Origin of the sequence: Stenotrophomonas sp. C3(2023) (assembly GCF_032911385.1) — a bacterium.
In the GTDB taxonomy this organism is placed as follows: domain Bacteria; phylum Pseudomonadota; class Gammaproteobacteria; order Xanthomonadales; family Xanthomonadaceae; genus Stenotrophomonas.
In genome coordinates this window covers 40,671-53,723 of sequence record NZ_JAWJLO010000001.1, presented here as the reverse complement: position 1 = coordinate 53,723, position 13,053 = coordinate 40,671, and the positions used below count along the sequence as shown (strand labels likewise).

General features: G+C 67.5%; 15 protein-coding genes. 7 read left to right on the top strand and 8 right to left on the bottom strand.

Features of this window, described 5'->3' with window-relative positions; genetic code table 11:
- Positions 1 to 203: 203 nt before the first annotated feature.
- Positions 204 to 1,370: a class I SAM-dependent rRNA methyltransferase gene (locus RZA67_RS00205; protein ID WP_317210510.1), complete on the top strand. Its 1,167-nt coding sequence runs from the start codon at positions 204 to 206 to the stop codon at positions 1,368 to 1,370.
- Positions 1,371 to 1,486: 116 nt separating this feature from the next.
- Entirely contained in the window at positions 1,487 to 2,713 is a 1,227-nt protein-coding gene (locus RZA67_RS00200; RefSeq protein ID WP_317210509.1) for a dipeptidase, read from the top strand.
- 55 nt (positions 2,714 to 2,768) lie between these two features.
- On the opposite strand, the gene RZA67_RS00195 is transcribed toward RZA67_RS00200, so the two are convergent.
- The 3 genes from RZA67_RS00195 to RZA67_RS00185 all read right to left on the bottom strand — a co-directional run bounded on the left by RZA67_RS00195 (position 2,769) and on the right by RZA67_RS00185 (position 6,044).
- Positions 2,769 to 4,196, bottom strand: coding sequence for an amino acid permease (locus RZA67_RS00195; RefSeq protein ID WP_317210508.1), 1,428 nt, complete (start codon positions 4,194 to 4,196; stop codon positions 2,769 to 2,771).
- 221 nt (positions 4,197 to 4,417) lie between these two features.
- The gene (leuE, locus tag RZA67_RS00190) at positions 4,418 to 5,050 is read right to left on the bottom strand and encodes a leucine efflux protein LeuE (RefSeq protein WP_317210507.1); all 633 of its coding nucleotides are present in this window, start codon (positions 5,048 to 5,050) and stop codon (positions 4,418 to 4,420) included.
- 31 nt (positions 5,051 to 5,081) lie between these two features.
- Positions 5,082 to 6,044 carry a LysR family transcriptional regulator gene (locus RZA67_RS00185; protein ID WP_317210506.1) on the bottom strand — a complete coding sequence of 321 codons (963 nt, stop codon included), beginning with the start codon at positions 6,042 to 6,044 and terminating at the stop codon, positions 5,082 to 5,084.
- Positions 6,045 to 6,132: 88 nt separating this feature from the next.
- On the opposite strand from RZA67_RS00185, the gene RZA67_RS00180 reads away from it, so the two are divergent.
- The gene (locus RZA67_RS00180) at positions 6,133 to 7,140 is read left to right on the top strand and encodes a zinc-binding alcohol dehydrogenase family protein (protein WP_317210505.1); all 1,008 of its coding nucleotides are present in this window, start codon (positions 6,133 to 6,135) and stop codon (positions 7,138 to 7,140) included.
- Positions 7,141 to 7,162: 22 nt separating this feature from the next.
- Here the strand turns inward: RZA67_RS00180 and RZA67_RS00175 are convergent, their stop codons facing one another.
- Positions 7,163 to 7,699 carry a nucleoside 2-deoxyribosyltransferase domain-containing protein gene (locus RZA67_RS00175; RefSeq protein ID WP_317210504.1) on the bottom strand — a complete coding sequence of 179 codons (537 nt, stop codon included), beginning with the start codon at positions 7,697 to 7,699 and terminating at the stop codon, positions 7,163 to 7,165.
- Positions 7,700 to 7,792: 93 nt separating this feature from the next.
- On the opposite strand from RZA67_RS00175, the gene rmuC reads away from it, so the two are divergent.
- From rmuC to RZA67_RS00155, 4 genes are all read left to right on the top strand, one after another.
- Positions 7,793 to 9,355, top strand: coding sequence for a DNA recombination protein RmuC (gene rmuC / locus RZA67_RS00170; protein ID WP_317210503.1), 1,563 nt, complete (start codon positions 7,793 to 7,795; stop codon positions 9,353 to 9,355).
- Positions 9,356 to 9,408: 53 nt separating this feature from the next.
- Complete coding sequence (locus RZA67_RS00165) at positions 9,409 to 9,771, top strand: hypothetical protein (protein ID WP_317210502.1); 363 nt, start codon at positions 9,409 to 9,411, stop codon at positions 9,769 to 9,771.
- Positions 9,772 to 9,873: 102 nt separating this feature from the next.
- On the top strand, positions 9,874 to 10,419 hold the full coding sequence (locus RZA67_RS00160; RefSeq protein WP_317210501.1) for a glutathione peroxidase: 546 nt from the start codon (positions 9,874 to 9,876) through the stop codon (positions 10,417 to 10,419).
- 91 nt (positions 10,420 to 10,510) lie between these two features.
- Positions 10,511 to 10,801, top strand: coding sequence for a hypothetical protein (locus RZA67_RS00155; RefSeq protein WP_317210500.1), 291 nt, complete (start codon positions 10,511 to 10,513; stop codon positions 10,799 to 10,801).
- On the opposite strand, the gene RZA67_RS00150 is transcribed toward RZA67_RS00155, so the two are convergent.
- From RZA67_RS00150 to RZA67_RS00135, 4 genes are read right to left on the bottom strand one after another with little or no spacing between them, the layout of a single operon-like run.
- A complete protein-coding gene (locus RZA67_RS00150; protein ID WP_317210499.1) occupies positions 10,794 to 11,369 on the bottom strand; it encodes a GNAT family N-acetyltransferase in 576 nt (191 codons plus the stop codon). The two genes, RZA67_RS00155 and RZA67_RS00150, sit on opposite strands and share 8 nt — an antisense overlap.
- Positions 11,366 to 11,905, bottom strand: coding sequence for a tail fiber protein (locus tag RZA67_RS00145; RefSeq protein ID WP_317210498.1), 540 nt, complete (start codon positions 11,903 to 11,905; stop codon positions 11,366 to 11,368). Before RZA67_RS00145 ends, RZA67_RS00150 begins: the two co-directional genes overlap by 4 nt.
- 29 nt (positions 11,906 to 11,934) lie before the next feature.
- On the bottom strand, positions 11,935 to 12,465 hold the full coding sequence (locus RZA67_RS00140) for a tail fiber protein (RefSeq protein WP_317210497.1): 531 nt from the start codon (positions 12,463 to 12,465) through the stop codon (positions 11,935 to 11,937).
- A 51-nt stretch (positions 12,466 to 12,516) separates the two neighbouring features.
- Entirely contained in the window at positions 12,517 to 13,050 is a 534-nt protein-coding gene (locus RZA67_RS00135; protein ID WP_317210496.1) for a tail fiber protein, read from the bottom strand.
- Positions 13,051 to 13,053 lie beyond the last annotated feature (3 nt).

Sequence of the window (13,053 nt, the reverse complement as noted above, 5' to 3'; positions counted from 1 at the left end):
TCGCCGTACGGCGAAGGTCTCGCTCGCAGTCCCGGTCGGCCGGAACTGCCGTTGCACCGGAGCCTGCTGGCTCGAATTGACGGCGACAACGTCTGGGAGCTACTCCCCTTCTGGGCCGATTCTGGGCCCAGTGCCGGTCCGTCGTCAATTCCCCCCTCGCCGGCCGCTCATGGAAACCGCGGCCGGTGCCCTACAATAGGCAGATGAATACCCCACTGCCCGTAGTCCGCCTGAAGAACGCATGGCGCTCCAGCCATCCGTGGATTTTCCAGAAGCTGGTCGAGAAGCCGACCGTCCGCCCCAAGCCCGGTTCGCTGGTCGACGTTGTCGGCGTCGATGGTGAGTTCATCGGCCGTGGGTTCTACAACGGCCACTCGCGCATCGCCGTACGCATTCTGGAAACCCATCCGGACGTGGAGGTGGATGCCGGCTGGTTTGCAGAAAAGATCGCCCAGGCGGTGAGCCTGCGTCGCGACGTGCTCAAGCTTGACCAGGTTTCCGATGCCTGGCGTGTGGTCCACAGCGAAGGCGACGGCCTGTCGGGCCTGGTCGTTGACCGCTACGGTGATCTGGTGGTGGTGGAGTTTTTCGCCGCCGGCATGTTCCGTCACCGCGAGTGGGTCTATGAAGCGCTGCGCGCGCAGTTCCCCGGCTGCCGGTTCCACAGCTTTGCCGACGAACACGTGCAGAAGCAGGAAAGCTTTGATTTCCACGGCAACACCACCACCGAAGCGGCGGTGATCACCGAGTACGGCGTCCGTTTCCGCGCCGACCCGGCCGGCGCGCACAAGACCGGTTTCTTCGCCGACCAGCGCGAGAACCGCCAGTGGCTGAGCCAGCAGGTGGAAGGCAAGACGGTGCTCGACCTGTGCTGCAACACCGGTGGTTTTGCGGTGTATGCCGCTGCCCGCGGCGCCAGCGAAGTGATCGGTGTGGACATCGACCAGGATGTCATCCAGATCGCCAAGGGCAATGCCAAGCTCAACAATGCGCGGCCGAAGTTCGTCCAGGCCGACATCTTTCCGTGGCTGCGCGATGCGTCCAACCGCGGTGACCAGTACGACGTGGTGATCCTGGACCCGGCCAAGATGACCCGTGATCGCGACCAGGTGATCAGCGCGCTGAAGAAGTATCTGGACATGAACAAGCTGGCGCTGGGCGTCGTCAAGCCGGGCGGCCTGTTCGCCACGTTCTCGTGCACCGGCCTGGTGGCCGAGGACCAGTTCCTGGACATGCTGCGTCGGGCGGCGTTCTACTCGGGCCGCACGATCCAGATCATCAAGGTGGCGGGCGCGGGCCCGGACCATCCGTTCATGGCCCACGTGCAGGAATCGCGCTACCTCAAAGCGGTGTTCTGCCGCGTGTTCTGAGTTAGGGCCGGGCTCTGCCCGGCTGCAACGTCGACAGCAGCGGGGCAGAGCCCCGCTCTACCCAGGCTGCCGCCTGCCAGCTAAGGTCATCTGTCTCTCTCCTGCGGATCACCTCCATGCTGCGACGTCTTCCCCTGCTGGCCACGCTGCTGCTGTGCGCGCCCCTGTCGGCCCAGGCCATCACGTTCTCCGCCCAGGAACTGGCCACCGCCAAGGCGCTGCAGCAGCGCCTGCTCACCCTGGACAGCCACCTCGATACGCCGGCCAACTTCGGCCGCGAGGGCTTCGACATCACCCAGGCGCATCCGCATAACGCGCTGTCGCAGGTCGACCTTCCGCGCATGGTCGACGGTGCGCTCGATGGCGGGTTCTGGGCCATCTACACCGGCCAGGGCGACCGCAGCGCGGCGGCCCATCTCCGCGACCGCGATGCCGGCCTGCAGCGCCTGCTGGACATCCGCCTGACGGTCGCTGCCCACCCGCAGACCCTGGCACTGGCGCTGCAGCCGGCCGATGCGGCCAAGGCCAAGGCGGCGGGCAAGCGCGTGGTATTCATCAGCATGGAAAACGCCAGCCCGCTGGTGGCCGATCCCAGCCTGCTCTCGTTCTACCACCAGGCCGGCCTGCGCATGATGAGCCTGGTGCACTTTGCCAACAACGAACTGGCCGACTCGGCCACCGACCCCAAGGGACCGCAGTGGAACGGGCTGAGTCCGGCCGGGCGCGCGCTGGTCGAAGCGGCGGTGAAACAGGGCATCGTGATCGACCAGTCACATGCTTCCGATGCGGTGTTTGACGATCTGTTGAAGATGATGCCGGTGCCGTTCGTGCTCTCGCACAGCTCGGCCAAGGCGGTGCACGATCACCCGCGCAACCTCGACGATGCGCGTCTGCGCCAGCTTGCCAAGGCCGGGGGTGTCATCCAGGTCAACGCATATGGCGGCTACCTGGTTGACCCGGGCAGGAGCCCCGAGCGCAAGGCGGCCGAAGATGCGCTGAGCGAGCGCCTGGGTGGTTGGGAAAACATGAGCATCGCGCAGGGGCGCGAACTGCAGGCCGGTGAGGACGCGCTGGACCAGCAGTATCCGGTGCGCCGCGCCTCGCTGGAGGACTTCTTCGCCCACCTGGCGCACATCCTCGATGTGGTCGGGCCTGAGCATGTGGGCATCGGCCTGGACTGGGATGGCGGTGGCGGCCTGACCGACCTGCGCGATGTCAGCGAACTGCCCAAGATCACCGCCTGGCTGCTGCGCCGCGGTTACAGCGAGCAGCAGATCGCTGCGATATGGGGCGGCAACCTGCTGCGGGTGATGCAGCAGGCGCAGGACCACGCCGCGCGATGACGCGTTCGGGTGTCGGGCACCGACTCCGGTCGGTACCCGACGCCATGCCGGTGCCTCAGCGCCCGATCACCGCATTGCGGCGGCTGTACAGGAAGTACACGGCCAGACCGATCGCATTCCACAGCAGGAAATACTTCTGCGTGCTGCTGGGCAGGCTGATGAACAGGTAGATGCAGCCCAGTGCAGCGGCCGGCCCCACGATCCATGCCAGCGGCGTGCGGAAACTGCGCTTGTGGTCCGGCGCGCGGCGGCGCATCACCACCAGGCAGATGCCCACGGCGGTGAACGCGGCCAGCGTACCGGCATTGGCCAGTGCGGCGATCTCGTCCAGGCGGGCCACGCCGGCCAGCACCGACACCAGCAGCGCACTGAACAATGTGGTCGCCACCGGCGTGCCGGTACGCGGGTTGACCGCCGACAGGCGCCGCGGCAGCAGACCATCGCGTCCCATCACAAAGAACACGCGGCTCTGGCCGAACAGGAAGGCCAGCAGCACGGTGGGCAACGCGATGATGGCCACCACGCCGATCACCAGTGCGGCGGTGGGATGGCCCAGCTGGCGCATGATCAGCGCCAGCGGCTCGGCACTGCTGCCGAACACCGCGTAGCTCATCGCGCCGATCGCGGCGAGCGCCACCAGCATGTAGATGATGGTGCAGCCGACCATCGAGCCGATGATGCCGATGGACAGATCACGGCCCGGGTTCCTGGTTTCCTCGGCGGCGGTGGAGATCGCATCGAAGCCGTAGAAGGCGAAGAAGATGATCGCCGCAGCGGCCATCACGCCGCGTTCCACGCCCTCGGCATCCGGCGACTTGGCAAAGCCGTACGGCATGAACGGCTGCAGGTTGGCGGCATCGAAGGCCGGCAGGGCCACCGCCACGAACACCGCCAGCGCGACGATCTTCAGCACCACCAGGATGGCGTTGAGGGTAGCGCTTTCCTTGGTGCCCAGCATCAGGCCGCCGGCCACCACCCAGGTGATGATGACCGCCGGCAGGTTGAACATGCCGTTCTCGACATGCGGCCCGGCCGACAGCGCAGCCGGCAGGCGGATGTCCCAGCCCAGCGTGCTGTGCACCCACTCCAGGAATCCGACGAAATAGCCTGACCAGCCGACCGCCACCGTACTCACCACCAGCGAGTACTCCAGGATCAGGCTCCAGCCGACGATCCAGGCGAACATCTCGCCCAAGGCCGTGTAGCTGTAGGTATAGGCGCTGCCGGCAGCCGGCATCAGTGTGGACAGCTCGGCGTAGGAGAGTGCAGCGCAGGCGCACACCGCACCGGCGATGGCGAAGGAAATCAGCACGGCCGGTCCGGCGAGATTGGCACCAACGCCGATCAGGGTATAGATGCCGGTGCCGACAATGGCACCGATGCCGAGCGCGATCAGATGCGGCCAGCTGAGGGAGCGGACCAGCCGCCGGCCTTCTTCATGGACAGTGACGGACTCAAGCGACTTACGGCGTAGCAGTGACATGCAGGCCTCGGGAAAACGGAAGGGAAGCAAAGAACGACAAGTGGCCGAGTGTTACCCAACGCGGCGCAGCAATACCACTGTCGTAGGGCATGGAGTGTTGAAGAGAGGTCAACAGCGGCCGCTGCTGCCGGATTCGGCATAAACACGATGGCTGTATGCGAAGCGGTCGCGCTGAGGTGCCGCCGCGCTGGTGGTGCAGTTGGCAGGCGCCGCTGGCCGGGTCAACCATTAAGCCCCAGCCGGATGCCGAAGCCGAGCAGGAATACACCCGCCACCCGCCGCAGCGCATCGCTGACCTTCGGATGCTGGATCAACCGGCGTCGTGCCAGGTTGCCTGCGCCGATCAGCAGCGAGCAGTAGGCGATGCTGACCACGAAGATGATGCCGGCCAGCGCGGCGAACGTAGCCGCGCCCTGATGCGCGCGGGGGTCGATGAACAACGGCAGGAAGGCCATGTAGAACAGGATGGCCTTCGGGTTGAGCAGGCTGACCAGGATGGCCTGGCGGAAGTAGTGCCCGGGCTGCAGGCGGACGCCACCGGGCGTGCCGTCGCTGCCTGGTCGAGGCGTGCGCAGCAGGCTGATGCCGACCCACACCAGGTAGGCTGCGCCCAGATACTGCACGGCATGGAAGACCAGCGGGTTGGCCTTGAGCAGGGCGGCGACACCGGCCAGCGCCAGCCATATCAGGATCTGGTCGCCCAGCAGCAGCCCGGCCAGTGCGGTGTAACCGCCGCGCACGCCGCCGCGGCCGGTGGCGGTGAGCAGGGTGAAGGTGCCTGGGCCCGGCAGTGCGAGGAAGACCAGCACGGCAACCAGAAAAGTCCACAGGTCCTGGATGCCCATCCACGGCATGGCGGTCTACTCGTTCGACGTCGGGGGGCGGCTATTGTCCGCCACGTGAGCGGACAGCAACACCCTGCGCGCCTTCGGCCAGCCCCGGCAGCCCGCGCAGCCGCGCCTGCAGCCGCGGCTGCACGAACGCATGCAGCTGGCGTATGGCCGCTGAGAACTGCGCACGATGCGGACAGACCAGATTCAACGGCAAGGCTTCGCCGGCGCCGCCGAGCAGCACCTGCAGGCGACCGCCACGCACGTCGTCGGCCACATCCAGCCACGATTTGTAGGCGATGCCCTGGCCAGCCACGGCCCAGCGCCGCACCACATCGGCATCATCGCAGTGCAGGGCGGCGCGCACGGCAGCCACCCGGCGCTGGCCATCGTGGTCGATCTGCCAACGGTCGTGGGTACGCCCGCCCAGCTGGTAGAGCAGGCAGGCATGGTCCTGCAACGCCTCCACGCAGCTGGGCGTGCCGTGACGCTGCAGGTAGTCCGGTGCTGCCACCAGCACGCGCCGGTTGTGTGCCAGCAGGGGCAGGGCGACATAGCTTGCGTTGTCGAAGCGGCCGAGGCGAAAGGCCACATCCACCGGCTCGCGGAACACATCGGCCACCTGGTCGGAGAGCTGCAGGTGCAGCTGCAGACCGGGGTGCGCGGCCCGGAACGCGGTCAGCCATGGCAGCAGCACATTGCGCCCGAGGTCGGACGGGGCCGCCACCTGCAGGGTGCCGCGCAGGTCGCTGTCCTCGCCCTGCGCGCGTGCCTGGCCTTCGCGCAGCGCCGCCAGCACCTGCTGCGCGTACGGGAGGTAGCGTGCGCCTTCGGCGGTCAGCCGCAGGCTGCGGGTGGTGCGCACGAACAGCCGCAGCTGCAGTTCGCGTTCAAGCCGCGCCACCGCTGCGGCCACCTGGCCGGGCAGCAGCCCGGCCTCGCGCGCGGCACTGGAAAAACTGCCCAGTGCGGCGGTCCGGCTGAACAGCTGCAGGTCGTCGAGCCTGACCATTTTCATTCCTGCAGTGAAAGTGATGACCGATTCTGCCGCTTTCCGGCGCGCGCTGCAGCGGCCATGCTGGTCGTCTTCCCTACGGAGCATTGCCATGCGTGCTGTTGCCTATTCCCAGGCGGGTCTGCCGATCACCGACCCGGCCGCGCTGCAGGACCTCGAGCTGGAGACGCCCAGTCCGGGCCCGCGCGATCTGCGGGTCAAGGTGCGTGCGGTGGCGGTCAATCCGGTGGACACCAAGGTGCGCCGCAACACCGCGACCGAGGCACCGCGCGTGCTTGGCTGGGACGCGGTAGGCGTGGTCGACGAGATCGGCAGCGAGGTGACCCTGTTCCAGCCCGGCGACGAGGTGTACTACGCCGGTGCGATCGACCGACCGGGCAGCAACGCCGAGTACCAGCTGGTGGATGAGCGCATTGTCGGCCGCAAGCCGGCCAGCCTGGACGATGCCGCCGCCGCGGCCCTGCCGCTGACCGCGATCACCGCATGGGAACTGCTGTTTGACCGCCTGCGCATCGCCGAGGGCGGCGGGGAGGGCCAGACCCTGCTGGTCATCGGTGCCGCCGGTGGCGTCGGCTCGATCCTGGTGCAGCTGGCGCGCAGGCTGACCCGGCTGACCGTGGTCGGCACCGCCTCGCGCCCGGACACGCAGGACTGGGTGTACGAGATGGGCGCCCACCATGTCATCGACCACAGCCTGCCGTTGACCGAGGGCCTGAACCGACTGGGCATCGCGCAGGTGGAGCACGTGGCCAGCCTGACCCATACCGATCAGCACTACCCGCAGATCATCGAGGTGCTGGCGCCGCAGGGCCAGCTGGGCCTGATCGACGACCCCGGCCAGCTCGATGTGATGGCGCTCAAGCGCAAGAGCGCTTCGCTGCACTGGGAGTTCATGTTCGCCCGCCCGCTGCACCACACCGCCGACATGCAGCAGCAGCACGTGCTGCTCAACCGGGTTGCCGGGCTCATCGATGCCGGTGAACTGCGCAGCACGCTGGGCGAGCACTACGGCCGGATCAACGCAGCCAACCTGCGGCGTGCGCACGAGCTGCTGGAAAGCCAGCGGGCGAAGGGCAAGATCGTGCTTGAAGGCTGGTGAGGCAGACGGGCCTGGCCCGTTTCTACCGGGGCGGCATTGTGTGCAGGCGGGCCTTTACTGCCTGCACCAGGCTGTCCAGGTCATCAAAGCGCGGCACGCCGTAGCGGTCGCCGGTGATGTCCAGGTTGCCCTTGCGCCAGAAACCTTCCGGCGCAGCAACCAGCAGCCGCCCCGAGCGGGCGTAGAGGCCGAACTCGAGCAGGGTGATCGGGCTCTGCGTGCCGGGGGTGAAGTACATCAGGATGACGTCGGCCTGTTCCAGCGCGGCCAGCTCCCACTGGACCTGGCGGGCGAACTCGGGCTCGCTGGCATCGGCCTTCCAGGCCGGGTTCCAGTCGGCACGCCGTGGGTTGAGCATCACCACGCCTTCGTCGGCGAGCGCGCGCTGCACCTGGCTCTGCCAGTCACCGGCCTTGCCCATTTCAATGCTGCCGGCAAGAAACACCTTGGGTCGCGCGTCCTGTGTGGGCAGCGCCGCCGGTGAGGTGATCGTCACCGACGGTGCGGCCAGCAGCGGGCTGGCGAGCAGGCAAAGGCAGAGGACAAGGCAGGTCTTCATCGCAGGCATCCGGTGGTGTGCCGCACAGTATCGCCGCTCTGCGATGACACCGCAGGCGCAGCGGGTGAGACCGGCGCAGCCTAAACTACCGTCATGCAAACCCATACCTTGATCCTGCTGGCCGTGCTGGTGCTGGCCGTCATTCTCATCCTGCTGGTGGTGCGGCTGGGCCGTGCCGGCCAGCGTCCCGATACCGCTGCACTGGAGCAGCTGCAGCAGGCGCTCGCCGACGAACGTCAGCGCAGCACCGCCGCGCAGGTCGAGGCCGGCCAGCTTGCCGGCCGCCTGCAGGCGCTGCAGGACGACCTCGACGGTGAGCGCAGCCGCAGCGAGCAGCGCCAGCAGCAGCTGGCCGTGGCCCAGGCACGCAGCGAACGCGAAGCGGCGCTGGCCGGTGAGCGCGATACCCGGCTGGCCGAGCGCGAGCTCGCCCTGGAGCAGGCCCGGCAGCAGCTGCAGGAAGTGCAGCAGGCGCTGCACGAGCAGCGCGAACGCTATCAGCAGCTGCACGGCGAACACACCCGGGTGCAGGCCAACCTGCAGCATTCGCAGCAGGCCAGCGCGGAACTGCGCGCCTACCTGGACACCGCCAAGGAGAAGCTCACCGGTGCCTTCGCCGAGCTGGCCGGCAAGGTCTTCGACGAGCGCGGCCAGCAGTTCGCGCAGAACGTGCGCCAGGCCACCGGTCAGTCGCGGCTGGACATCGAGAACCTGCTCAAGCCCTTCGCTGAACGCCTGCAGGAGTTCCGCAGCCGTGTGGACGTGCTGTACACCGACGAGGCGCGCGAACGTGCCAGCCTGCTCGGTGCGGTGGGCGAGCTGAAGACGCTCAACCAGGACATGGCCGCACAGGCGGCAGCGCTGACCAGCGCGTTGAAGGGCAATGCGCGCGTGCGCGGCGACTGGGGCGAACTGATGCTCGACAGCGTGCTGCGTGGCTCCGGCCTCGAAGAAGGGGTGCACTACACCCGTCAGCAGCATGTAGTGGGCGATGAGGGCGAACGCCTGCGGCCGGACGTGGTGGTCAACTTCCCCGACCAGCGCAGCATCGTGGTGGACAGCAAGGTCAATCTCGTGGCCTGGCAGGAAGCAATGAACGCCGCCACGCCCGAGCTGTCCAGCGAGGCTCTGCTGCGCCATGCCGCGGGCCTGCGGCGCCACGTCAAAGACCTGGGCGAGCGCAACTATCCCAAGGCGATGGGCGAGGAACAGACCCTGGATGTGACCATCGCCTTCGTGCCGATCGAAGGAGCGCTGTCGGCTGCATTGAGCACCGACCCTGCGCTGCAGTCGTACGCTTTCGACAACAAGGTGGTGTTTGCTTCGCCCAATACCCTGATGGCGCTGCTGCGCGTGGCCGAGCGCCTGTGGACCCGCGACAAGGTGCAGAAGCAGGCGCTGAAGATCAGCGAGACCGGCGGCCTGGTGCTGGATGCACTGGTTTCCTTCCTCGCCGACTTCGATACCGTGGGGCGCAAGCTGGACGATGCAAGCCGTTCCTTCAGCGATGCGCGCAAGCGGCTGCAGGAGTCGAACCAATCGGTGATCGTGCGTGCGCGCCGCCTGGCCGAGCTTGGCAGCAAGGCCAAGCGCACGCTGCCGGCCGAACTGCAGCCCGACCCGCTGCAGCAGCTGGGCAGCACTGACGAGGAATGAACACCGCGTGCGGTTATCCTCGCCGCTTCTGAAAACAGGTGGGGATGTTGCGCATGCGTTGTTCGATCATTGGCGGCACGTTGCTGGCACTGGCGCTGGCGGCCTGCTCCTCCACTGCACCGCAGCCGACGCAGAGCAGCGGCGGTGCGGGCAGTGATGCGGCGGCCTGCGCCGCGCAGGGCGGTGAACTGCGTCCCTTGGGCCGGCTGCAGCGCGTGCAGTGCGTGGTGCCGTACGCCGATGCGGGCAAGGCCTGCAGCAGCAAACAGGACTGCAGCGGGCAGTGTCTGGCCGAAGGACAGAGTGCCGCAGGCGTGACCGCCACCGGCGTATGCCAGCGTGACATCAGCGAGACCTTCGGTTGCCGCCAGCGGATCGAGGGCGGTGTGACCCAGCCTGCGCTCTGCGTGGACTGAACCGTGGGTGTGGCTGGCAGACGCGGATGCATCGCCGGTGCGTTGGTGTGCCGGCACACGACGTTATGCTGACCGCCTGCCATTTCACAAAGGAAGCCGTTGATGAGCCAGTCGATCCAGGATGTTCCCCTCACTACCATCGACGGTCGCCCGTCGCAGCTTTCCGATTACCGGGGCAAGGTGCTGCTGGTGGTCAACGTGGCGTCCAGATGCGGCCTGACCCCGCAGTACGAAGGCCTGCAGCAGCTGTATCTGGAAAAGCAGCCGGCCGGGCTGGAAGTGCTGGGGTTTCCGGCCAACAACTTCCTCGGCCAGGAACCGGGCAGCGAGGAGGACATCCAGCAGTTCTGCCAGCTGACCTACGACGTGAGCTTCCCGATGTTTTCGAAGATCAGCGTGGCCGGTGACGACGTGCATCCGCTGTACCAGCAGCTGATCACCGCGCAGCCGCAGGCGGTGGGCGATGGTCCGTTGCGCGAGCGTCTGGCCAGCAAGGAGATCGCGGTGCAGCCGGCGCCCGGCATCCTGTGGAACTTCGAGAAGTTTCTGATCGGCCGCGACGGCGCGGTGGTGGCTCGGTTCGCACCCGATGTGGCCGCCGACGACGCACGTCTGCGCCAGGCGATCGACAGCGCACTGGCGGCCTGAACCGCCATGCGCGCGTGGGGTGCTTGTGCCGGCCCTGCGCAACGGCGACGATGGACCCCGGCCGCGAGGACGCGGCAACAGGGGAAGGACCATGGACTTGTTGACGCTGGAGCACTTTGCCGGCTGCGTGAACGAACCGTTTGCCGCGCAGGTGGAGGGCATGTCGCTGGAATTCGTGCTGGTCGAAGCACGGCCGCTGGCGCCGCCACCGCGCGGCGCGGCGCGTGCGCCGTTCTCGCTGCTGTTCCGCAATACCGCACCCATTCTGTTCCCGCAGAAGATCTATCCGATGCACCATGCACGGGTGGGCGAGGTGGGCATCTTCCTGGTGCCCATCGCGCAGGAGCGCGCGGGGTTTCTCTACCAGGCGGTGTTCAACTGAGCGCGCTGCCTTCTGCGGTGACGGCTGCACACCAGCGCATCGGCACATGGGTCTGCGCCAGGTCGGCTGGCGCTGCAATGAAACCCAGACGCTGGTAGAGCCGCCGGGCGGCGGGATTGCAGCGTGCCACATGCAGGGCCAGGCCACGCTGGCGTGCGGCCGCCGCGGCCTGCAGCTGCCCGATCACCGCGCTGCCCAGGCCAGCGCCGCGGGAGCGCGGCAGCAGACTGATGTCCACGATCAGATCATCAACACCGCAGCGGTCCAGATAGAGGCGTCCGACCGGCTGCCCGGCCTGCTCGATGGCCAGATAATGTGCGCCGGGGTAGGCGGCCAGGTAATGCCGATGCTGCGCGTCGAACTGCTGGCGCAGGAACTGCTGTCTGCTGGCAGCCGGCCAGGGCACGGCTGCCAGCTCTTCTTCGCGGGTGCTGGCGTACAGCGCTGCCAGCCAGGGCAGGTCGTGGTGATGCAAGGCGCGCCAGCCCCAGTCGAGCGCCGACGCGTGCTCCACCAGGACCGGCACGCACTGCACCGGGAACGACGCAAGCGCGTCGAAGCCACTCATGAGAACTGGGGGTACACCCCATACAGCGCGATGCAGAAATTCACCGCCAGGTAGGGCTGCTGATTGGCGTGCGGTGCGTTGCCGCCGTTGACGGGCGCGAGCATGGCCGGCGACATGGCCGTATCGGGCGGAGCGTTGCTGTAGGGCTTGAACGCGTTGGAGGCGGACAAAGCCACGCCGCCGCCGACCACCGGGGTACCGGTGCGCTTGCTGGCATCGGCGGGACTGTAGGCGTTGACGGTATGGCGATGTGCTGGCATCTGGGTAGCATCCAGGGTGATCTGCGCCTCGCCGAAGCTCTCACCGATCTGGCGCGGGGTCAGACCCGGCCCGAGGCCCTGCGCGGCGGCCGCGCGCATCGTCAGGTTGGGCAGCTTGAACGTGGTGGTGCCATTGCCGCCGTACTGGGTGCCGAGCAGGGAATACAGCGCGGCGTTCTGCTGGAGGGTCAACGTAGCGCCATTGCAGTAGGCCCAGCCCGCCGGGGCAAAGCTGAAGCCCAGCATCTGGATCTCGCCAGTGAACGGTTCGGTCATATCGGTTCTCCGGGTCGTGCGAGAAAGGGTCAGTTCTGCGAGGGGTAGATGCCGATGCAGCAGATGCAGAACTGCAGCGTCAGCGTGGGCATGCAGTTGCCGTGTGGCTGGTTGCCACCGCTGATGGACACTGCCGTTTCTTCCATCGCCAACGCCGTGGCCCCGGTGATGTCGCTCAGGTACAGGCTTTCTCCGCTCAGTGCCCCGGGCAGGGCGGTGAGCGAGGGTGCATCGAGCCCGGCCGCCGCAGTGGTGACCGACAGGACGTGGGTATGGGCGGGCATCTGGGGAATGGTGAGGGTGACCGTTTCGGTTCCCGCCATCTGGCCCATGACCCGATTGCTCAGGCCCGGGCCGGTGCCCTGGTGCAGGGGCACGCGACCGCGCAGGTCGGGCACGCCGAACGTGTTCACGCCATCGCCGCCATAGGTGGTGCCCAGCAGCGTGTACAGCGTCTCGTACCCGGCAATGGGCAGCAGCGAGCCATCGCACGCCTGCCAGCCCTCGGGGACGCGTCTGAAGCCGAACATGCGGATTTCACCGACAAAAGCTTCACTCATCTGGTCGTGCTCCTTGTGTGTCGGCAGCGCCGGTGGCAACCGGCGCAGGGGTCAGGGACGCGGGGGGTAGATGCCCGTCAGGGCGATGCAGAAGTTGAGGGTGGTGTAGGGCTGCATGTTCGGGTGCGCCTGACCGCTGCCGGCCGACGCGACCGATTGCATGGACTGGGCAACCAGCGGCCCGCCCTGTGCGGCATAGACCTTGGTCGCCGTGCTGCCGGCGAATGCGCGTCCGCTCGGATTGCGGTTGTCGCCGGCCGCGGTGACGCCCAGCAGCTGGTGCCCGTGCCCGGGCAGGTTCGTGCCCTGCAGGGCGACCGTTTCCGAACCGCCGGTCTGCCCCATTGCCGCCGGTGCGGGTTGCCAGCTGGCGTCGGCCGAGGGTCCATGGGCCACGGGCACGCGACCGCGCATGTCGGGCAGGCCGAAGATGGTCCGTCCATCGCCGCCGAACTGCGCCCCCAGCAGGGAAAACAACGCCGCGTTCTGGTTGACGGGCAGCAGCTGCCCGTTGCATTGCGCGAACCCACGGGGCGCAAAGTTGAACCCGGCCATCATGATCTGGCCGACGAAGTAATCGCTCATCGT

Bases quoted from the DNA above. Each gene is read 5' to 3' on its own strand.
- RZA67_RS00205 (WP_317210510.1), top strand. From the start codon at position 204: ATGAATACCCCACTGCCCGTAGTCCGCCTGAAGAACGCATGGCGCTCC.
- RZA67_RS00150 (WP_317210499.1), bottom strand. From the start codon at position 11,369: ATGAGTGGCTTCGACGCGCTTGCGTCGTTCCCGGTGCAGTGCGTGCCG.
- RZA67_RS00175 (WP_317210504.1), bottom strand. From the start codon at position 7,699: ATGAAGACCTGCCTTGTCCTCTGCCTTTGCCTGCTCGCCAGCCCGCTG.
- rmuC (WP_317210503.1), top strand. From the start codon at position 7,793: ATGCAAACCCATACCTTGATCCTGCTGGCCGTGCTGGTGCTGGCCGTC.
- RZA67_RS00160 (WP_317210501.1), top strand. From the start codon at position 9,874: ATGAGCCAGTCGATCCAGGATGTTCCCCTCACTACCATCGACGGTCGC.
- RZA67_RS00200 (WP_317210509.1), top strand. From the start codon at position 1,487: ATGCTGCGACGTCTTCCCCTGCTGGCCACGCTGCTGCTGTGCGCGCCC.
- RZA67_RS00180 (WP_317210505.1), top strand. From the start codon at position 6,133: ATGCGTGCTGTTGCCTATTCCCAGGCGGGTCTGCCGATCACCGACCCG.
- RZA67_RS00185 (WP_317210506.1), bottom strand. From the start codon at position 6,044: ATGAAAATGGTCAGGCTCGACGACCTGCAGCTGTTCAGCCGGACCGCC.
- RZA67_RS00140 (WP_317210497.1), bottom strand. From the start codon at position 12,465: ATGAGTGAAGCTTTTGTCGGTGAAATCCGCATGTTCGGCTTCAGACGC.
- RZA67_RS00155 (WP_317210500.1), top strand. From the start codon at position 10,511: ATGGACTTGTTGACGCTGGAGCACTTTGCCGGCTGCGTGAACGAACCG.
- leuE (WP_317210507.1), bottom strand. From the start codon at position 5,050: ATGCCGTGGATGGGCATCCAGGACCTGTGGACTTTTCTGGTTGCCGTG.
- RZA67_RS00165 (WP_317210502.1), top strand. From the start codon at position 9,409: ATGCGTTGTTCGATCATTGGCGGCACGTTGCTGGCACTGGCGCTGGCG.
- RZA67_RS00195 (WP_317210508.1), bottom strand. From the start codon at position 4,196: ATGTCACTGCTACGCCGTAAGTCGCTTGAGTCCGTCACTGTCCATGAA.
- RZA67_RS00135 (WP_317210496.1), bottom strand. From the start codon at position 13,050: ATGAGCGATTACTTCGTCGGCCAGATCATGATGGCCGGGTTCAACTTT.
- RZA67_RS00145 (WP_317210498.1), bottom strand. From the start codon at position 11,905: ATGACCGAACCGTTCACTGGCGAGATCCAGATGCTGGGCTTCAGCTTT.